Origin of the sequence: Paenibacillus sp. FSL R10-2736, from assembly GCF_038000245.1 — a bacterium.
Lineage (GTDB): Bacteria > Bacillota > Bacilli > Paenibacillales > Paenibacillaceae > Paenibacillus_AQ > Paenibacillus_AQ phytohabitans.
In genome coordinates, this window is the sequence record NZ_JBBOBN010000001.1 from 3,435,094 (window position 1) to 3,454,950 (window position 19,857).

Consider the following 19,857-nt stretch of genomic DNA (forward strand, 5'->3'; position numbering starts at 1 on the left):
GATCAACTGCTGAAAATCATATTGCAGGAAATCTATATATTATTCTTTTACTTTTGTAAGCACACCATCTTTATTCTCGTATATTCTTTTTTCGTTTTTCTCCATTTTATGTATGATCTCTTCTTCCAGGTTAATTCCCAGAAGTTCCGAAAGTCCTATTAAGTAGAGTGCAACATCAGCCAATTCTTCGCCCAAATCGTCTTTCTTTTTCAGATAAGCTTCGCAAGCCTCTGATAATTCGCCATATATGAAACAGAATTCCTGGAAAATATCTGTAACATTAAATCCTTTCGCAACTTTATTCTGATAAACTCTTTTTTGTAATTGTAATAAATCAATCATTGTATTCTCTCCTATTCTACAAATATTTTTCATGTACAAAAAACAGTATTTCAACCCTTTCAAGCAGCTCCGCAGGATTATTCTTGTATTTCAGACAACAATCCTCCCGATCACCATTTATATCTACAGTGCTTACCAAAAAGTTTAACATTCCAAAATATAGAATTCTATGCGATTTGAGCGCAGGGTGACTTTAAGATACTATGGTACGAACGGGCTGCTGCTGACTCATATGGCCAATCTGCAGCGCAAAAAGATGCCACTAATCATGGCATCCTTTCAAGCAGCCTATAATGATGGTCAGCCACTATAACTTACGCAGGTGGTTATTTCAACAATAAGGACCTAAGCTTTTTTTACCGTGAAGTACACTTGATAGGGTTCATAACCGATATCGCGAATTCTTCTCAGCTGAATTCCCGGGTCCTGATTGGCCGTCTTGAAGAAATAGCGCCAGCTGCCCCACTCCCGTTCATTTTCCATGATCAACTCAGAGGCAACATCATCTAGCTGTGTAAAGAGAATCCTCTCATTCTCACAAATCCCAGCCAGCACTTCAGGACCAAAACGAAACGCACCTGTCTGTTCGTCGTCCGGCAAAGGAATGAAGCGGATACCGACAGGCAGAATGATACTGACTCGATCGCCGTCCTTCCAATTCCGCAGCAGGGTATAAAATGCACTATGATCCGCAGATTTCCCGTGAAGCTGATCGTTCACATAGATGACGGCTTCCGACAGGATCCAGTCCGGAATCCGGAAATGGATGGCAAATTCACTAGAAGAGTCAGAATGGATGACGAAATCATACTTTTTATAATTCGGCAGATTCTCGTGAAGCGCTGTAATCTCATTCAATTCCTGCTGTCCTGCCGTATTCGAAGAGTTCAGCATGCTTCCGCTCATATGATCCTGAGATTGATGAATGCGGACGTTCTCTCCATTGATCTCTGTGGTCAGCTCTGAATGGAAATACTGGCATACATAGACATCGTTGTGATTCTGATAATAAATGCCTCTGTTCAATGCTGCATTGGCTTGTACCATTGTTCCGTGGCAGCAGAAGAAGCTATCGGTCTCCGAACTCCAATCCTTCCGTAAGCCTGCCTTCATCGGCAGAAAATAGGTAAGCAGCCCTGTTCCGGGATTGTCGTGCCGATTGCCGGTCAGATGATATTCCTGGTAGTAGGCTTGAGCCATAATACCGTTGTACAGATTATATTCAATATACTGCGCATATGCCGGATCTGATGTATGCCGGAAAAGAAACTCTGCCAGACGAATCATATTATAAACCGTACAGTGCTCCTGATTCTTATCCCCGAGGCGTGCTTTGATCTTCATTTTGGGCATCCACACTTCGCCTGCCGTATTTCCGCCAGTTGCCAGAGCGCCTCTCTCCGTGACAGCACATTTCCAGTAGGCAGCGACAATGTCCATCCAGCATTGTTCGCCGGTGACCTCGTAGGCTCTGGCACAGCCGAGTACTTCAGGAATGGTGGTGTTGGCATGCATGTTGGTCAAAGGGTCTTTGTTCTCCAGTAACGGGCGGAAAAGTCTGCTGCGGTAATAACGCTCCAGCAAGGTCTTGTATTTAGCATTCCCTGTAATATGGAGCAGGTCCGCCCAAGCCTCAAGCATCCCGCCTGTCTCCATGTCCAGAATGTCATCGAATTTCTCTCTGGTGAAGGTAGTGCTCCATGTGACGAACCAGTCTGCAAAACGATCGGCCACCTCGAGCGCTTGTTGACTGCCGGTGAATTGGTACATATCCACCAGTCCCATAAATAACTTATGGATATTATACTGCGGAGCCCATATCGCTTTACCTTGAGCAACCCAGTGTAAATATTTCTCCGGAATAGGCGCTGCCCATTGTCCACCGTTGTCCTTCTGGCATTCGGCAAGCTCGTCCAGGATGAGATCCGCTTTGAGCTTGAGTTCCAGATCGCCGGTCTCATGAAACCGCATAGCTGCCGCAGACAGCCAATGTCCAAGAAAATGTCCCCGGATCTGACAGACTGGCGTCTCCCATCCCCCATGTGCATCCTCTGGAATATCTCTGCCATGATATCTTCCCGCTTCTACTTTATAGTTAAACAGGAGATTATCATTTGTCAGTTTCATTAAATACCGCCGGTTTGCTTCCTCCCTGCGTGTCAGATCATTATCATGAAGAACGACATGCTTGCCCTTAAGTTCTCTCATTGCTGCAGCCCCTTAATATACTGACATTGATTTTACAATGAAAGTATATAGCAGCGCTTCCATCAATCCAATGATTAATCCTAATATAAAGTTGATCCATACTGAGTAATAAACTGAAAGCCGGTGTTAAATAAAATTATGATAGATTGTCTCCACTTTCGGTTTGTTAGCCTCGTTTTTTTTAAAATGAGCGGTCCTTTAAGTCACTGAAGTGACTTGAAGAACCGTCCCTTTTGATTGCCGGTTATACCGGAATTATCGTAATCCACTTCACCGCTTCAATACGGTTGTTGATCTATTGTGTTACCTTGGCTTCTACTGCTGCACCGCCGACAGCACCAGGTCGTCGAAATGGACTTCACCGGCGGCGCTGCCTTTATACAGATAAATCGTGGCGCTGGTGTTGGCGCTTCCTGTTGTGAATTCAATTTCTTTGTGCACATATCCTGTGCCCTGCTCGAAGCCCCAGGCATCCGTGAATGTGCCGCCGTAATTCTTGACTCCAAATACCGCTACACCACCGTCTGCACTTTGTCCTAAGCCGGACAGCCTGTAGGTCGTGTCCGGAAGCAGGCCGGAGACCGTCTGCTCCATGCCTGAAGCCTGCCCGCTCAGCCGGGCAGCATAGTTCCCTGTATACGGGGCAGTGTCTGAGATCGCAGCACCATTATAATGGACTGCCCAGCCGGTGAAATCACCGCTCTCGAAGCCGGGATTCTGCAGCAGGTTGACCGGCTCCGGTTCCGGTTCGGTCTCCACGGGAATGAACCGGAAATAATCATAGTTCGCCGTAAATCCTGTACCGCCTCCCGTGAACAGGCCGATCTTCGGCTCCGCAATTTCCACTGTCTGATCCGCTCCGGCCTGCTGGTAGCTCACACCGTCAGCGGAATAGAAGCCGCTGTACGTATTGCCCGTCTTTACGAGTCTGAGGTAAACCGCCGATCCCAGGGTATCGGCAGTTTCGACATGCTGCCGCACGGTGTCTTTTTGCGCAGTGAACTGGAATTCGTTGCCGTTGCCGTACATCCGGGTAATCCGGACGAAGGTCGCATCGCTCTCATAGACAATCAGTCCGCCCTGGGCCCATGGGGACGCCGGTAATCCCGTCAGCTTAGTCTCGAGGGTCCAGTCCCCTTCAGGCGCTCCGGTGAGCAGAAGGTTCTTGGCCGTTGCAGCCCCCTCTGCGATTTCTCCGTTCTCGGCAGTAATCCGCATAGAGCCGGGATTGGCCGTCAGCGACCAGGCTGCACTGTTCTCCCGCACCCAGGTCCATTGGCTGCCCAGAGCCGCCCCGCTGAATTCGTCACTTCCTCCTTCGGTGAACACCGGTTCGGTTGGACCGGCAGGAGATGCGCTGAATTGAATCAGCTCCAAATCGTCGAACATCACCTGCCCCGCCCCTCCGGCTTTGTACAGAAAAATTGTAGCGCTAGTGCTGGAGGCCCCTGTTGTAAATGTAATTTCCTTGCGGGTATAATCAGCTGCAGTCATATAGACACTCTGTTCGGCGTTGCCGTGGTTCTTGACTCCGAATACGGCTGAGCCGCCGCCGCTGGCTGCTCCGTAAGCATAAAGCTTATACATGGTGTTCGGATGCAGGCCGCCAATGTTCTGCTCCATTCCGGCATAGTTGCCGGTAAGTGCCGCAGCGTAGGCACCGTTGTGCGCTCCGGTATTCACGATAGAAGCTCCATTGTAATGGAGCGGCCAGTTGCTGAAATCACCTGTCTCAAACCCCGGATTAAGCAGCAGATTATTCTGGGAAGGCGGCTGCGGCAGCGGAGGCAGATTGTTCGGGTCCAGTCCCGCTCCCTGGTAGGCCCCAATATTGGGGGTAGTGCCTGCCGGAACAGGATTGCCGAAATAATCGCTGCCGCCGTTGCTGCTGATGATTCTGCCGCTGCCAATGGCCGGAGAGGTATTCAGCAGCTGATAACCGGCCAGCGTGCCGCGTCCGATGCCACCCGAGCCTGGCGAAGCGAGCTTCGGATCAGTGGTGATTTTGTGAGGGTCAGCCGGTTCGCTGGATGGATGGTTGCCGTAGAACAGATTATTATCGAATATGTTGCCGGTGCTGGAGCCGAACTGGTATCCCCCGGTGCCCAGATTATAGATCAGGTTGTTGTAAAAGGCCGTATTTGAAGCATAGCCATCCCAAAAGCCGTAATTGACCACCTTGGTGCTGGAAGTGAGCGGCAGATAGACCGTATTGTTATAGAACTTCGCGCCGCTGACCGGGCCGTTCAGATTGAACACCGCCCCGCCGTCATTCTCGCTGATATTATAGCGGACGAGCGCATTGGTATTATAATTGGAGGCAGCTGTCCCGTCATTGACGACCAGTACCATACCTCCTGCGTTATGGTGACTGTAGTTGTACTGGATAATAGTGCCGTCACTGTTATAATCCGCATCGTAGGCCATCGCGTCGCCGCCGGGGGCAGTGTTGTACACTTCATTGTACTGGATGACCGCATCCTTCGTGCCCCATACCCACAGCGGCACATGATACCCGGACGCGCGGACATGGGTATCGTACACTACATTATGCTCGATGAGGCCGCCCGTTGTATTGAGTACAACCGCACCATCGGCAGCAACATCGTTAATTACATTATTCTGCACCTTAAGCCCCGTGGAGTAAGTGCGCTGGGCTCCATTCAGATAGATCCCTACACTGTCGAGCGAATAGATGTGGTTATTCTTGATGACCACATCCGACACATGCAGATCCCAGTCCGGACCCCAGACGATGATTCCGCCATTATGCACATAATCGGTGGCCGTCGTCCCTTTGACCTGATGGATGTCGAGATTCTCGAACACGAAATGCTTATAGACCTTGGGATTGGTCCAGCTTCCGCTGCTGCCGCTGACATGAATGCCTCTGCGCTCGCCCGGACTGGCTGCATTATTGGTAATCTCGAGATTGCGGACCTCCCACTGCTCCTGATTGTAAAAATATACGGCAGCGGCGGCCCCTCCCCCCGCAATCAGCGGCTTAGCCCCTTCGCTGTAGCGGTCAATCTGAATCGGACTGCCTTCGCTGCCCGAGCCCTGGGGTGACAGTGTCCCCGTCCAGACCCCGCCCGCCTTGAACAGAATGCGGTCTCCAGGCTGAAATACTGTGGCGTTCACTTTGTCCAGCGTCTTCCAGGCCTGTGTTTCGGAGCTGCCTGTGTTGCTGTCGCTGCCCCCAGCCGAATCGACATAATAGGACGTACCGTCTGCGCGGACCGTTGACGGGACTAATACGGACAGAACAGATGCGAGAATCAGGATTGCCGCCAAAATCAGCTTGTTCATCTGATGCCATGGTTTTCTTGTCATCTTCGCTTAAACCTCCCGTAATGAATGGTAAGCTACTACATTTGCAGGCCGGAATATCCCGGCTCCGTTAGTTCAATCCGGGCGGAACGGATTCGCTGCTCCAGTTCCCGCCCGAAGCCTGTCTCCGTCGCCGCTTTCTTGTTCCGCTCCTCCGCTGCTGTTTCGGGCTTCTGCGGCTTTACATCACCAAGCACCGCCATTACCCATTCCCCGGTGAAGCCTTCATCCATGACCGGGCTGACCTCGCCGGACTCCCGCTCTCCGGTCAGCCAGGCATAGAGCTGGCCCTGCTCGCGGAAATACACTCTGGCGTTAGTGCTGTCCAGACTTTCACTGCTTAGAGTCAAGCCAGGAAAGGAAGCGTTATCATTTCTCGGTTCTGAAACCGCCTCTTCCGGGCTTCTGCCCTCAAGAAGCAGCTGACGCACCTCAGACAGAAGCTGTTGTGTTCCCGGCTTGTTATCCGCTACACCTTGCCCTTTGCTCCGGTATGCTATGGAAATGCGGGTAAACGTAAGCTCTTGTTCCTCAGGAATGCTGCTAACCTGATCCTCCCGTGCCGGTTCATCATCCCGTCCGTGTTCCCCAGGCACTGTCATCCTCTCCCGAAGCGCAACCTCCAGATTGCTCAGATAGTAGGGGATGAAGCTGCCTTCATCCAGCTCGGCTGGACCAAACACCGCTATCCCGGCAGCCGCTGCCTGAGCCCGCCGTTTGTTCTCGCGTTCCATCTCAGAGAGCAGCCCGTCAAAGTCCGTGCTGTCAACAAGCCCTTCTTCATGACCCATCTCCAGCAGAATCCGGCTTCGTGTCCAGGACGTAAGCGCCTCACGCTTGAGCAGCTCCAGCGGATTCACCCCGCCAATCTCCAGCTCCCAGAAGTTCCCTTCATACGCCTGATGGTAAGTATCCCGGAAGTATTCAATCACCTTCGTACGCTGGAGTCCCATCGCATACTGCAGTTCCGCCGCCGTCACTGCATGCCCGTTGATCCTTGCCACCTCGGCGTCCGTTGCCATCCGCTCCGTTATGCCCTGGGCCTTGGCGGAAGCATTCTCCTTTCCCTCAGGCCCAACGAGCCTTTCCGGGACTCCGCTTCCGCTTAACAGCAGGATAACGGCCAGACACAGCGGGACACCCGAAGCTGCGGCGGCTCTGCTTTTTGTCCATTTCACCGCATTCTCCCACCTTCCTTAACAGGTATACATTGCATATTCACCAGGCAGCAAAAAGGAGGAGATGATCCCGGCTTCCCGTCCGTTTCTCCTCCTCCTTCCGGCTAGACTCCGGCAGTAGCAGGCAGCTTTAGCCCGGATAACTCCTGCTGGGTTCGCCCGTCACTTCGTGCTGTCAAACCATTCATTGGCTTCCTTCGTCATCTGCTCTCCGCCAATGCTGTACCATTCCTTGACGAATGTATCGAAATCCTCCAGCGGCTTGCGGCCGTAGATGATCGCCATGATCGCCTCTCCTTCAAGCTTGGTCGTGATGCCTCCCTTGGACTGCATCGCCGGTGTACTGGCACCCAGGAACTTGGGCGCCCAGTAGCTGTCCTTGGCCCATCCATCGACGACGATCTGCGCCGCCTTCAGAATATCGGGATTGCCAAGAGCCGCAGCTTCAGCGTCTGTAAGATTTCCCTGTTCCAGCAAATCCCCTTTGTCTGCGGATTGCTGCAGCACACTGAACGGGTCCTTTGGCTCATACAGGAAGTATTTGTAGACCCCTACCGAGCCTCCGGGGATATCCTCGCTAACTGTGGAGACTGTTCCGTCCGCCTTGAGGGTATAGTCATAGTCTTCGGCCCAGCCGTGCTCGAATTCGCTGCCTGGTTCTTTGTCCACTCCGGCGAACAGACGGTTAAGATACAGGAACAGAGCATCGGTATGCTCAAAGCCTTCCCTTACGAGCATCCCTCCCTTCAGGAACGTGGTATCCCGCGCTCCCGCCTTGCCATTCTCAGCGGGAATGGGGTACGGCTTCATTGTCGCTCCCGGCACGTTCTTCTGCAGGTCCGGAACCGGCCAGCTGCCCAGCCAATATGGAGCCACCACAACCCCTACCCGTCCCTGGCCAATCAGCTCAGCGAGCTTGTTCTCATCGTGCAGCCCGGCCTCCTTGGAGATATAGCCCTTCTGGTACCAGTTCCGCATTACCTCAAGGCCTTTCTTCATCTCCGGTACGGTCGAACCGTGCACCAGCTTACCGTCCGCGCCCTGGTTCCACTGGTAAGGGACGGTTCCGAACGGCCCGAAGATCCAGGTGCTCTCCCCGAGCCAGCCTGCCAGCGGATTCGGGTGGCCGCCGCCCGAGCCGAGACTCACGCCTAGCGGAATGATAGAATCCGTATTGCCCGGCTTCTTATCAAGCAGCGCCTGCATGAAGGCCTCCAGCTCCTCAAAGGTCGCCGGTGCCTGCATGCCCAGTGCGTCCAGCCAATCCTGGCGGACCCACATGACAGCATTATCGTTCCCGGCGTTGGCGAAGTAAGGCAGGCCCATATGCTTGCCTTCAAAGGTCACCTGGCTCCAGATCAGCGGGTGGGAGCTGAAGATCTCCTTCACACGGTCCGAGGCATACTTGTCGAAATCGGCTGAAACATCCTTGTAGGCTCCGGATTCGATCAGCTCATTCATCAGTCCGATATCCATCGTTGTGACGACATCCGGCAGCTCCTGCTTGGCTGTCAGCATCAGCCGCATCTTGGTGGCGAACTGCTCGCCGGGCACCTCCCACAGATGCTGGATATCAATCCCCAGCTGCTCCTTCGCCCAACGGGTATGCACATTGTCGCTTAGCGTCTCCCCGTTTTTGTACTTAAAGCTGGAATCCGTGGCAGTAACCGTAGTAATTGTGACCGGGGTATCGAAGCGGTATGTCCCGTCCCTGATCCCTTCAATCCGGGCAGCGTCTCCCTCCGCCTCAGCAGGCGCAGACGGCTGGGCGGATGACGGCGGCGCTGTGCCGGCAGCCCCGTTGCTGCTGTTCGGTGAACAGGCTGTGAGCAGCGACAGCAGCAGCGTTGCCGACAGCAGCAGCGCGAACCTTTTTTTTGTCCTCTTCATGCAAGAGCCTCCCTGTGTTCCTGTAATCTCTGACGCATTCATCTTATTACAACGCTTTCACGGGAGTAAGAGAGAAAGATTTAAGGTGATATGCTAAATTCTTAAGCATTGTTACAGCAGGCGTTCCCGGTATTCCTGCGGCGTAATCCCGTAATAGTTCTTGAACAGCTTGCTGAAATACGGAGGATTCTGGAAGCCCAGCCGGGCGGCCAGCTCATAAATCCGGATCTCCGTAGAGCGCAGCAGCACCGCCGCCTGCTCCATCCGGTAACGCATAATGTAATCACTCAGATTCTCGCCCGTCTCCAGCTTGTACATGGAGGACAGATATACCGCATGGAGCTTCACGTGGTCGGCAATGCTCTGCAGGGAGACATCCCGGGCAAGATTCTCTTCGATGAAGCGGTGGATTCTCGCCAGCAGCTGGCGCTTGTGATCGTTGTATTCCGCATTCTCCGACTGCGCAAGACAGGACAATATCTCTTCCGCCCAGTCCGCAATGGTGCCGGCACTGCGCATAATCCGGGCTGATTCACCAATCTCTCCCTTCCCGGATGTCGCCTCCATCAGGGTCTTTCCCTGCTGGTGGGCAATGGCCAGAAAAGCGCTCACCAGCGTATGGTACAGCTCGGCCAGATGCTCTTCGGAATCGAGCAGCTTCTCCTCCATTTCGCGGACAATGGCGGCCAGCTTGCTGCGCACCTCCTCCCACCGGCCTCCCTCCATCAGCCGCAGGAATGCGGGCGGCGCATAGAGTGAGGTCAAGGTGCGGTCAACCGTCCGGTTGCCGCCTGCAAGAGCCAGGAATTCCTGCTCACTGCGCGGGATTTTCCGGAATTCGTTCAGTGATTTGCGGTAGACCTGCGCCAGCTCCATGGGAAAGCGCAGCGGTTCACTCAGCAAAAGCGAGACCTGCCCCTTGAGCAGGCCGGACACCTTCAGCTGCAGTTCATGTGCCTTGGTATGCAGAGCTTTCACCTCCATTTCATCCATCTCCTGCGGTTGCTTCCGGCTGCGCAGCGCAAAGACGAGATAGCCATAGGCATCGCGGCAGTGCCAGACATCACAGTCCGGCTCCAGAATCTCTGCGGCAATATTCCGCACCGCATATTCAAACAGCAGGGCATCCGGTTCTTCTCCGCTGCCGAATACCTTCTCGGGCCGCACCATCACCAGCAGCAGCGAATCCTCCGCATGGAAGGGTAACTGATACTCCTTCAACCGCTCGGCTAACGCTCTAGTCTCCGGCAGCTGGCCTGACAGCAGATCATTCAGAAATCCCGACCGCAGCATCGGCATATGCTGGTGCAAGGTCCGCCGCGCCCGTTCCTGGGAAGCAATCTGCTCCCATTCCGTGCGGAGGCCGGCGGCAACCCGCTTCACCTCGGCCAGCAGCTCTTCATCCTTGACCGGCTTCAGCAGATAGCCTACCGTCCGGTGCTCAATCGCCTGCCGGGCGTATTCAAATTCGCCGAAGCCTGACAGCAGCACACAGCGGGTTCTTGGATAATGCTCATGCACATGCTTGCATAAGGCCAAACCATCCATTCCGGGCATGCGGATATCCGTGACCACAATATCGACCGGATGATGCTTCAGCAGCTCTGCCGCCTCCAGACCGGATGCTGCCTGATACACATGCTCCACACCGGCGGAAGCCCAGTCATTCTGGACCATGCTCTTAAGAATCATCGGCTCGTCATCTACGAGCATCAGCTGCATTTTCACTTGGCTGTCCTCCTTCATGTTCCCTTTTCCAGCGCAGGGTGACCCGTAAACCGCCGAGACCCGGCGAGGCGTCCAGCCTGATGCCGGACCCCGGACCGTACTGCTGCTTCAGACGCTGATTGACATTCCACAGGCCGCAGCCTGTCTGCTCATTCATGGGCAGCTCCAGCTCTTTCAAATAGCCGGCGATCTGCTCCTCCGTCATGCCCGCCCCGCTGTCCTCAACCTGCAGCAGATTATACTCCCCTTCTTGTACACCTGTGACCTGTATCGTTCCCGCTCCCGGCTGCGGCTCCACACCATGGATAATGGCATTCTCAACTACAGGCTGCAGAAACAAACGGGGGACAGGCTCAGCCAGCATGTCAGGCGGAATATTCAGCCCGAAATCCAGACGCTCCAGTCTGAAGGCGTAGATATGCAGATAGTTCCTGGCCTGTTGTACCTCTTCCTCCAGGAGCGGACGCTGGTTCTCCACCCGTGTCGTATAGCGGTAATAATCACCCAGATGATAGACCATCTCACGGATCGTTTCCGTTTCCCCTGCCTTGGCGCAGGCGGCGATGAAGGAGAGGCAATTGTACAGAAAGTGGGGATGAATCTGGGACTGCAGCTGCTTCAGTGTTGCGAGCCTTGAACGGTTCTGCTCCTCATAGACGTCATTGATCAAATGCTGGGTCTGCTCGGCCATCTCATTGAACCGCAGGCGCATGTAGTCAAATTCGTTATTAAAGCGCTTTCTTATGCGAAAGGAATAATTACCCCGCTCAAAGCTCCGCAAGCCCTTAACCACCTCTGACACCGGCTTCTGCACATGCTGGTACAGCAGATAAGAGGCAATAAGCGCCAGCAGGGCCAAGACAACAAAGCTGAGATAGAACATTCTGCGGCTCTGCACAATCGGTGCGTGAATAACATCAAGCGGGACATAATCCACCAGATAGGCGCCTAGGGAGGGCAGATATGCATAGCTGATAAAAGTATCCTCCCCGCCGATTTCAAGGCTCCGGTGTCCGGATTCCTCCATCGGGTCTTTGAGCAGCCGGCGCCCGGTTTCCCTTGCGGCGGCATCGTCTGCGGATGCCGCGCCGTAAGCTGTACCGTAAGCCGTGAGCAGAAAAGCTTTGCCCGGATTATCCTGCTTGTAGTCACCCAGCATCCGCCGGATATTGTCGACCGTGAACCGTACCTCGAATACAGCAACGGGCTCCTGGTTCTGCTCCTGCGAAAGATAAGGGTCCCAGACGAACATCTGATAATACGGATTCACCGCACCGGTGCCCGGATGCAGCCTCCATACACCCGCTGGAGACAGCTTCATCTCCTTCATGTCGAACGTGTCGCCCGGATTGGTGGATATACGTCGCCGGCTCTCCGGCAAATAGACGGACAGATCGTTGCGCCAGTTGCTGGAAAGGCTCTGCAGCTGCAGCTTTTCCTTGACCTGTGTCTGGTAGTATAGCGTCTGATAATAATCCTCGGTAAGCAGATTGAGCTGCAAATCCGTAATGGAGGAATCTCTCGTCAGCACACTGGAGGATAAGGACAACCGGTCGATGTTCGACTCAATCTGATTCTTCAGGAAAAACAAGCGGCTTTCGTTGTTATCTGTAATCTGTCCATCGATGACTTCAAGACTCTTCTCACTGAAATACGTATAGAGCAGAGCCATTGGCAAAATCAGCATAAAAATAACAGCAGTGATTTTGACAAATACCGGCCGGTATCTCCGCATGGCAGCACCCCCTTAACAAATTGACAGTTACCTTAAATATCTATATCTGTACAGTTCAGGATTGTCAAGCCTAATATGGTTGTAGAATCCGCAAGCGGCGGACATTTAGGAGGAGACCCGTATGAAGCCAGGCACAGATATGGCGGCCAATGCCGCTCCCAAGGCCAATCCCGGAACCGGCACAATAGCCAGGCAGTTTGCCGCCACATGGAGGCTGCATCTTATGCTGGTGCCAGCCGTCATCATCGCGCTGATATTCAAATATGCCCCTATGCCGGGCATCATCATCGCTTTTCAGGACTTCAAGCCCTGGCAGGGCATTTCCGGCTCTTCGTGGGTGGGCTGGAGCAATTTCGAGCTGATTTTCTCGATGCATGATTCCCGGCAGGTCATTCTCAACACACTGATTATCTCCTGTCTCAAAATTGCCTTCGGGCTCGTAGTTCCGGTGATATTCGCCCTTCTGCTCAACGAAATCCGCCAGATGGGGCTTAAGCGTTCGGTTCAAACCCTGGTCTATCTGCCCCATTTCATGTCATGGGTGATTCTGGGCGGCATTCTCCTTGATCTCTTGTCCCTGGAAGGGATAGTGAATCAGCTGCTCAGCTTCTTCCACATGCAGCCCGTGATGTTCCTCAGTGAAGGGAACTGGTTCCGCTTCACCGTTATTCTAAGTGACTTGTGGAAGGAATTCGGCTTCAGCGCCATCGTCTTCCTGGCTTCACTGTCCGGCATCAATCCCGCGCTCTACGAAGCGGCGGAGATTGACGGGGCGGGCCGCATGAAGCAGACCCTCTACATCACGCTCCCCTCGATGCTGCCGATCATCGTTGTGGTCTTCACCTTGTCGCTCGGCAACATGCTGAACGCCAACTTCGACCAGATCTATAATCTGATCAATTCGCTGGTGCTGGACAAGGGCGACATTATTGATACGTATGTCTACCGTTCATTCCAGGAAGGCCAATACAGCCTATCCACCGCCGTCGGCCTGTTCAAGTCGGTGATCGGCTTCATCATGATTGGAGGAGGCTACTATTCAGCCTACAAGTGGGCAAATTACCGGATTTTCTGACATGCTTGTCAATTTGAAGGAGGAACGGCCTCATGTACTATAAAAATCCCACCTACCGCGTATTCTATCTGTTCAATATCGCTTTCCTTGTGTTGATTTCCGTTGTCTGCGTGCTGCCGCTGGTTCATATCTTTGCGGTATCCCTCAGCGGCAAATCTGCGGCTGATTCCAACCTGGTCGGACTGATTCCCGTGGATTTCTCGCTGGATGGATATCTGCGTACCTTCGAGAATAGTAATTTCCTGTCGGCACTTAAAATCTCGGTGCTGCGCAGCGCTGTCGGCACGGTACTGGCCATGTGCGTAACGGTGCTTGCCGCCTTCCCCCTCTCGCGGAATTCCCGGGAATTCCGGGGCCGGAACTTCTATGTATGGTTCTTTCTGATCATTATGATCTTCGACGCCGGGCTCGTCCCGCATTATATCCTGATGGAGAAGATCAACCTGATCAACTCCTTCTGGATCTTCATCCTCCCGGGCCTGGTCAATGTCTGGAATATCATCCTGATGATGAATTTCTTCCGGGCATTGCCGCGCGACCTGGATGAAGCCGCGATTATGGACGGTGCAACCTCCTTCCAGATTATGTCCAGGATTTATCTTCCCGTGTCGCTTCCGGCCATCGCCACCCTGTCCCTGTTCACCCTTGTGGGCCATTGGAATGCCTGGTTTGACGGCATGCTCTATATGACCTCGCCCGACCGCTGGCCCCTCGCCACGCTGCTGCAGACTATCGTCGTTGTGCAGGACTTCAGTAAGACCGGTATCCGCTTCGAGGATCTGCAAACGCTCTCCAACCGGAGCGTCAAATCCGCGCAGATTTTCATCGCCATGCTGCCCATCCTGCTGGTCTACCCTTTTCTCCAGCGCTTTTTCGTCAAGGGTATCGTGCTTGGTGCCGTTAAGGAGTAGGTTGAACCCTGACAGGGATTACAGCCCATTAAGAACTGTTTATGCAGCACCCGTAAAACGTCAATGAAGCAGCGATTCTCCGATAACGGGGAATGCTGCTTCGCATCTTGCACACAATATCAGAAGGGAATAAAGTAAGTACACCATCTTTATCCGTGAGATTATATTTCTTGTGCAGCAGGGGTATGATCCGGCGCTTTTTGATTCAGAATCGGCAACATCACCATTGCGCCGAGGAGAAATAATACCCCTGCTCCGCTAAAGATTGTACTCAGTGAAAAGGCATTCTTAAGCGCACCGGCGAAGGACATGGAAACGACCATCATACCGACAAACATCGGATTCAGCACTCCGTTGACCCGGCCGACTATGGATGTATGTGACCATTTCAGAATCATCGTACTGATCCCGATATGAATGCAAGGGAAAACAAGCCCATTCAGAAACTGGATGGTCAGCGTGAGCGGAACGCTTGTCGAAAACCCGACAATCGTGGTACAGACGGCGCCTGTCAGCATGCCTATTGCCAGGAGAAGCTGGGGCGGTACTTTTTTGGCAAAGACGGCTACAATCCCTCCCCCGATCAGCATGGCTGCTCCATTCACCATCAGCATATATTGCAGGAACTCCTCACTTCGGCCCAGCCGCTCTGTTACGATAAACAGATTGAGTGCTTGAGCTACTCCAACCGAAAGTCCAGCCAGAATAAACGCGAGTCCGAGCATACGCAGCACCTGGCTCTGCCAGACATAACGAAAGCCTTCGATGAAATCTTTACGGAATTGACCTTTTACCTTGACCGTTTGGGATTCCATCCGATCCTCGGGCAGACGAACAAGGACGAGCGCAGACAGCAGAAAAACAACACCCATTACAGCGATTGAGGTTTCCAGGCCAAAGGTGCTATAAACGAAAGTGCCCAGCATGGGCCCAAGCACCATGAAGATGGCCATCAGCGATTGGAAGAGCGCCATGCCCTGCTGAAGCTGTTCTTCAGGCACATGGTATTTAAATAACCGCATGCTGGAAGGCTGTGAGAACTGGGAAAGAATAGCCGAGATGAAGGCCACCAGGTACACAGATTCCCAGGAACCGAAGTGAATGCTCATCAGAACGGCGAACACCGATACTGCGGATAGTGAATCGCACCAGATCATCGTCCGCTTCGGCCGCCACCGGTCGGCAAACGTACCTCCGATGAATGAAAAAACAAAAATAGGCGCGAATTCAGCTACGCTGATCAGGGAAATAGCATAGGGATCATTGTTGGTCCTGTCGGCAACATAGAGGAGAATAGCAAAATTACGCACCCAAATGCCAATCTGCAGCAGCACGCTTGATAAAAGAATTGTCTGCAGGAACCGGTTACGGAACAGGCTCGGCGGGTTTGCGCTTGTTTCAGGCCTCATCAATCTTTATACCTCCTATTGATCCATAAATATACTTCCCTTAATGATAGGCAAGGGTCTCCTTTCCCTTCCTTATTATACGGACCAGACCCGGATCTTTAAAGATAAATCGGCTGATTTGCTAACAGGTTCTACAAAAAAACACGGCACCAAGTTCGGCACCGCAGTTGTAATAGAATTATCCTATTGGATTTACTTCGTCCCGTGATGGAGTGATTATCGCATGATCTTCATATTCAAAAACCACGCATCCTCTAATTGGTCATCCGGTCTTCCATTTGCTTTAACGGGAGCAGGCGTACCCTGGTAGAGAATCCGTCCGTCAGCTATGTCAGCTACTGCTGTAATAGGCATTCTGTTGTTCGCAAGAGGTTCGCCGGTTTGCAGCAGCAGATAAATCCGTCCGTCCGCTGCCTGAGCTTGACTGAATTTTCCCTTGTTGAGTTGACCTGCTGTAATAATTACTTGAGGATGAACAAGGCCGGTTGATAGGTCATAGCGGTCCACTGTCACCGCTTCCTCCGATACGCGTAAGGTAGTATAGGTAACTCCTTCCAGGATATGTTGAGTCGAAAGCCCCTGTCTGTTTTCTTCTTCCCCGGCGGCAAGCGGCAATGCCTTCACTTCTCCAGAAGCGTATTGGTACTCAAAAAGTCTTTCAGAGAACACTTCAGGAATAGTATCGCTTGCTGATACTCTACCATCAGTCCAGTGCTTGCTGCTCTCTTTCACCAAAAACAGCACTCGGGGGTTGGCCGCTGTCGGCTTCTCTTCGGCGATGATCTGTTTTCGCAGCTCACGATCGTTTCTGGAGGATTCACCTAATGGCACTTGGATACTGCGAATGGGCGAACCCGTTTCGGCGTTGAACACCTTGTCGATGATCTCATTATCTTGGTTTACTCTATTAACGTTGGTAAGAACGTGTATTTCTGATCCGGTCTTCTGTACGTCTATCACGTTAGCATATTGCACGGAATCGAGCAGTTCATCCTCGTAACGGAATTGTTTGCCGGTTGCCAAATCCAGCGAATCGATACTCCAGCGAATCTTTCCCTCCTGATCCGTATCTTTCGAATGGGTATAACTCGCTTTCGCAAAAATGAGTGCGTCTTGATCCGAGTAATAGCCATCAGTACCCTTCTTCCCCCTCATGAACCCGGGATGCTCCTTATACAGCGCTTTAAACTCGGAAAAAGTCTGCTCGTCCAATGGTCCCTTGCTTTTCATCCATTGATCCCAGAACGTCTGCTCAGATCTCTTGCTGCCCGATGTGGATACTTCTATGGGATAAGAACCTTTGCCGCCCACATAACTCCCGAGCAGAGTCAATTTGGATGCTTCGGCCAGATCCCCTTCTATAGTCTGCAGCTGATATTCCGGCAGGCGTAATTCTGCACCATAAGCATAGAAAGTTCCGAGCGAAGCCATTATTAACAGAATAAGTGCGCCCGTGATCTTATAACGTTTCATTAGTCTTTCACTCCCTACACAGTTATCTTCTTCGAGACGAGCCTGAAGCCGAGTGTGAGCGTAAAGCCCATCACAATAAGGTAGATGCAGAAACGGATGGCTGTTATCTCTCGAGGATAGAAATAATTATACAGATTAAGATAAACTGCGCCTCCGATTGCAGCCCCACATACGGCAACATACAAGATCGCATAGACAATACCGGGCAGGTGGTAGCTTCGCTCGAGTAATACTGCCGTAAAGATAACAAAGACAGCCAGAATGCCTATTCCATAATAGACAACAAATTGCATCCCATCCGGCGGCAGCAAGAAAAGGACGAACACCCGGTTTGACGCAACCGCTTCGGCAAGCAGGGAGGACATCCAGTATTCGGAGGGAACCATCCAGTTAAACAGCTGGCGTTCCAGCAGTAGCATCAACAATTGGAATGTGACCATGGCAAAGACGAATACAAAGATAGCAGTGGCTTTGGCCATGTACACGTTCCGCCTTGCCATCGGCAGGGTAAACAACCGATAAGCAAACTTATCTCTGCCGGTCCAGTCACGGTACCAAATCAAAAAGACATATAAACCCAATACTATAATGCTGATCAAAATAGGTACGGCAAACAAGAACTGCGAATCTCCGATGACATCGGCAAATGAAAAGTTACGTGAAGAATGCTCTCCCAGGCGGGCTGTCTCTCTCCACCCCTTAACTCTTACCTGCGTAGTATGCACAAGTCCGATGATCTGAATGGCCGCCGTCAAGAACATCAGGCTGAAGAGAGCGTACCGGAAGCGATGAACCTCCAGATGGACGAGCTTTAGATATCTATTCAAGTGAAGAGCACCTCCTTCATGACGTCAACGACAGATTTGCTTTCCTCGCTTCGGACCTGTTCACATTCAAAAGTACGGGCAACAACCCCATCACGCAGCAGCACTGCTTTGTCTATGAGATACTCGACCTCTCTCACTTCGTGAGTAGTCAGTAGAACGCCGCGGTTGCCGACCAGCTCACTGGAGAACACCTCCGCGATTCTCTCCCGGTTGAATAAGTCTATTCCGGCAAAGGGCTCGTCCATGATCACATAATCGGAGTCTTGAGCCAAACCAAGCACCAGATTGAACTTGGCAGCAGTCCCCTTAGATAAGCGGCCCGCACGTTCATTGAGATCAAGATCGAAGAAACACATAAGTTCGTTCGCGCTATCCTTGTTCCAGCGGCTATAAAAGTCTTCCATGAACCGAAGCGCGTCAGACAGCCTCATGGAAGCCGGAATCGCCAAATGATCAGGAATATAGGAGACTCGCTCATAAGTATTCTGACTAATCGGTTCGCCATCAATCCGAATGCTCCCCCCATGAATCGGCGTCAGTCCCATAATCGTTTTGAGTACCGTTGATTTGCCCGCTCCATTAAGTCCGAGTAGACAAGTGATTTGTCCCTTCTCGGCAGTGAACGTGACGTCCTTTAACACCTCTCTGTATGTGTATCTTTGGCTGACACGCACGAGCTCAATCATCGTTCTTTCCTCCTTGTCCACTCTCAAAGGGGGCTTCCGGGGGCTCCTGTCTTTTCCCCGCCTGTGCCTCTGTGTATTTTTGCTGAATCACATTAAGCAGCTCGTCCAGTGGAACATCTATGTTGCGAATGGAAGCCACGAACGCCTCGACGGCTGTGCCGAGCAGCTCTGCCCGAATCTGTCTCAATACATCCAGCTCCAGAGTGATGCGGCTGGGGGAGTTGCCTTCCGTTACAATCAAGCGCTGATCCTCCATTTCCTTGTATGCTCTCTGAGCAGTATTAGGGTTAATCTTTAGCAGGGCTGCCAGCTCTCTTCTAGACGGTATGGTCTGACCAGACTGTATAACACCGGTTACGATCTTCTCCTTGAAAAGGCGGACTACTTGAGAATAGACAGGATCGCGGCTGTTGAAGGTGATTCCGGCCCATTCGTTGACTTTGTTCAAAAGTGACACCCCTTATGCTCTCAAGTGTGTGTATTAAGCGGTACATACACTTCAAAGTGTATTATGAGGTTAATACATTAAGTTGTCAATTAATTGTTACTCTCCATTCAAAAAACAAAATCATTGCAAATAACCCCGAACGAGCCTCCACTTTCAGAAGAGGCTTCGCATGGGGTTATTACTAGTGAATATTTTGTATATGGCTAGGTGAATCAGGAGATTTTTGTTTGAAAACATGCCGTTTAATCACATTTTTTGACTTCGCCACGATAATTGGCCATTCTGAAGCTGGCTCCACATCCACATGACACCTTAGCATTAGGATTGTTCATGGTGAAGCCGCCTACCATTCCACTCTCTTCATAGTCAATTTCAAGACCGTCAATGTATGGAATACTATTGTTGTGAACCAATATTCTGAAATCCTTTTTATTTAATACAATATCCTCTTCTGCCTGCTGCTCATCCACGACAAGACTGTAGGATAAACCGCTGCATCCCCCTTCATCAACGCCCAATCTAAGGAAGGGGTTTCGGATATCCGCACTTCGTAAGATTTCGGAGATTTTTTCTGATGCTTTATCACTGACCCCGATGATCATCGTCATTCCTCCTTG

General features: G+C 52.0%; 15 protein-coding genes. 2 read left to right on the forward strand and 13 right to left on the reverse strand.

Annotated features, from left to right (window positions below; all coding sequences use genetic code 11):
- Positions 1–39: 39 nt before the first annotated feature.
- From NSQ73_RS14845 to NSQ73_RS14875, 7 genes are all read right to left on the reverse strand, one after another.
- Positions 40–342, reverse strand: a complete 303-nt coding sequence (locus NSQ73_RS14845; protein ID WP_197074245.1) for a MazG-like family protein — start codon at positions 340–342, stop codon at positions 40–42.
- A gap of 345 nt (positions 343–687) precedes the next feature.
- Positions 688–2,550: a beta-L-arabinofuranosidase domain-containing protein gene (locus NSQ73_RS14850; protein WP_340987034.1), complete on the reverse strand. Its 1,863-nt coding sequence runs from the start codon at positions 2,548–2,550 to the stop codon at positions 688–690.
- 315 nt (positions 2,551–2,865) lie between these two features.
- Entirely contained in the window at positions 2,866–5,883 is a 3,018-nt protein-coding gene (locus NSQ73_RS14855; protein ID WP_340987035.1) for a beta-xylosidase family glycoside hydrolase, read from the reverse strand.
- Positions 5,884–5,918: 35 nt separating this feature from the next.
- Positions 5,919–7,058, reverse strand: coding sequence for a hypothetical protein (locus NSQ73_RS14860; RefSeq protein WP_340987036.1), 1,140 nt, complete (start codon positions 7,056–7,058; stop codon positions 5,919–5,921).
- Between the two features lie 162 nt (positions 7,059–7,220).
- Positions 7,221–8,948, reverse strand: a complete 1,728-nt coding sequence (locus tag NSQ73_RS14865; RefSeq protein WP_340987037.1) for an extracellular solute-binding protein — start codon at positions 8,946–8,948, stop codon at positions 7,221–7,223.
- Positions 8,949–9,059: 111 nt separating this feature from the next.
- Positions 9,060–10,670, reverse strand: a complete 1,611-nt coding sequence (locus NSQ73_RS14870; RefSeq protein ID WP_340989275.1) for a response regulator transcription factor — start codon at positions 10,668–10,670, stop codon at positions 9,060–9,062.
- Complete coding sequence (locus NSQ73_RS14875; protein WP_340987038.1) at positions 10,648–12,411, reverse strand: cache domain-containing sensor histidine kinase; 1,764 nt, start codon at positions 12,409–12,411, stop codon at positions 10,648–10,650. Before NSQ73_RS14875 ends, NSQ73_RS14870 begins: the two co-directional genes overlap by 23 nt.
- 139 nt (positions 12,412–12,550) lie before the next feature.
- Here NSQ73_RS14875 and NSQ73_RS14880 point away from each other — a divergent pair, with 139 nt between their 5' ends.
- Positions 12,551–13,486: an ABC transporter permease gene (locus NSQ73_RS14880; RefSeq protein ID WP_445669669.1), complete on the forward strand. Its 936-nt coding sequence runs from the start codon at positions 12,551–12,553 to the stop codon at positions 13,484–13,486.
- Positions 13,487–13,518: 32 nt separating this feature from the next.
- Positions 13,519–14,397 (forward strand): carbohydrate ABC transporter permease, encoded by an 879-nt coding sequence (locus tag NSQ73_RS14885; RefSeq protein WP_340987039.1) that lies wholly within the window; start codon positions 13,519–13,521, stop codon positions 14,395–14,397.
- Positions 14,398–14,558: 161 nt separating this feature from the next.
- On the opposite strand, the gene NSQ73_RS14890 is transcribed toward NSQ73_RS14885, so the two are convergent.
- The 6 genes from NSQ73_RS14890 to NSQ73_RS14915 all read right to left on the reverse strand — a co-directional run bounded on the left by NSQ73_RS14890 (position 14,559) and on the right by NSQ73_RS14915 (position 19,842).
- Entirely contained in the window at positions 14,559–15,806 is a 1,248-nt protein-coding gene (locus tag NSQ73_RS14890) for an MFS transporter (RefSeq protein ID WP_340989278.1), read from the reverse strand.
- Between the two features lie 216 nt (positions 15,807–16,022).
- Positions 16,023–17,279, reverse strand: coding sequence for a hypothetical protein (locus tag NSQ73_RS14895; protein WP_340987041.1), 1,257 nt, complete (start codon positions 17,277–17,279; stop codon positions 16,023–16,025).
- 14 nt (positions 17,280–17,293) lie between these two features.
- Positions 17,294–18,106, reverse strand: a complete 813-nt coding sequence (locus NSQ73_RS14900) for a hypothetical protein (RefSeq protein ID WP_340987043.1) — start codon at positions 18,104–18,106, stop codon at positions 17,294–17,296.
- Entirely contained in the window at positions 18,103–18,792 is a 690-nt protein-coding gene (locus NSQ73_RS14905; RefSeq protein WP_340987044.1) for an ABC transporter ATP-binding protein, read from the reverse strand. Before NSQ73_RS14905 ends, NSQ73_RS14900 begins: the two co-directional genes overlap by 4 nt.
- On the reverse strand, positions 18,785–19,240 hold the full coding sequence (locus tag NSQ73_RS14910; RefSeq protein WP_340987046.1) for a GntR family transcriptional regulator: 456 nt from the start codon (positions 19,238–19,240) through the stop codon (positions 18,785–18,787). The genes NSQ73_RS14905 and NSQ73_RS14910 overlap by 8 nt, the downstream gene beginning before the upstream one ends.
- 242 nt (positions 19,241–19,482) lie before the next feature.
- A complete protein-coding gene (locus NSQ73_RS14915; protein ID WP_445669512.1) occupies positions 19,483–19,842 on the reverse strand; it encodes a HesB/IscA family protein in 360 nt (119 codons plus the stop codon).
- Positions 19,843–19,857: the final 15 nt, after the last annotated feature.

Coding starts and splice junctions, on each gene's coding strand:
- NSQ73_RS14885 (WP_340987039.1), top strand. CDS start 13,519: ATGTACTATAAAAATCCCACCTACCGCGTATTCTATCTGTTCAATATC.
- NSQ73_RS14865 (WP_340987037.1), bottom strand. CDS start 8,948: ATGAAGAGGACAAAAAAAAGGTTCGCGCTGCTGCTGTCGGCAACGCTG.
- NSQ73_RS14870 (WP_340989275.1), bottom strand. CDS start 10,670: ATGCAGCTGATGCTCGTAGATGACGAGCCGATGATTCTTAAGAGCATG.
- NSQ73_RS14880 (WP_445669669.1), top strand. CDS start 12,551: ATGGCGGCCAATGCCGCTCCCAAGGCCAATCCCGGAACCGGCACAATA.
- NSQ73_RS14915 (WP_445669512.1), bottom strand. CDS start 19,842: ATGATCATCGGGGTCAGTGATAAAGCATCAGAAAAAATCTCCGAAATC.
- NSQ73_RS14895 (WP_340987041.1), bottom strand. CDS start 17,279: ATGAAACGTTATAAGATCACGGGCGCACTTATTCTGTTAATAATGGCT.
- NSQ73_RS14845 (WP_197074245.1), bottom strand. CDS start 342: ATGATTGATTTATTACAATTACAAAAAAGAGTTTATCAGAATAAAGTT.
- NSQ73_RS14850 (WP_340987034.1), bottom strand. CDS start 2,550: ATGAGAGAACTTAAGGGCAAGCATGTCGTTCTTCATGATAATGATCTG.
- NSQ73_RS14875 (WP_340987038.1), bottom strand. CDS start 12,411: ATGCGGAGATACCGGCCGGTATTTGTCAAAATCACTGCTGTTATTTTT.
- NSQ73_RS14855 (WP_340987035.1), bottom strand. CDS start 5,883: ATGACAAGAAAACCATGGCATCAGATGAACAAGCTGATTTTGGCGGCA.
- NSQ73_RS14905 (WP_340987044.1), bottom strand. CDS start 18,792: ATGATTGAGCTCGTGCGTGTCAGCCAAAGATACACATACAGAGAGGTG.
- NSQ73_RS14890 (WP_340989278.1), bottom strand. CDS start 15,806: ATGAGGCCTGAAACAAGCGCAAACCCGCCGAGCCTGTTCCGTAACCGG.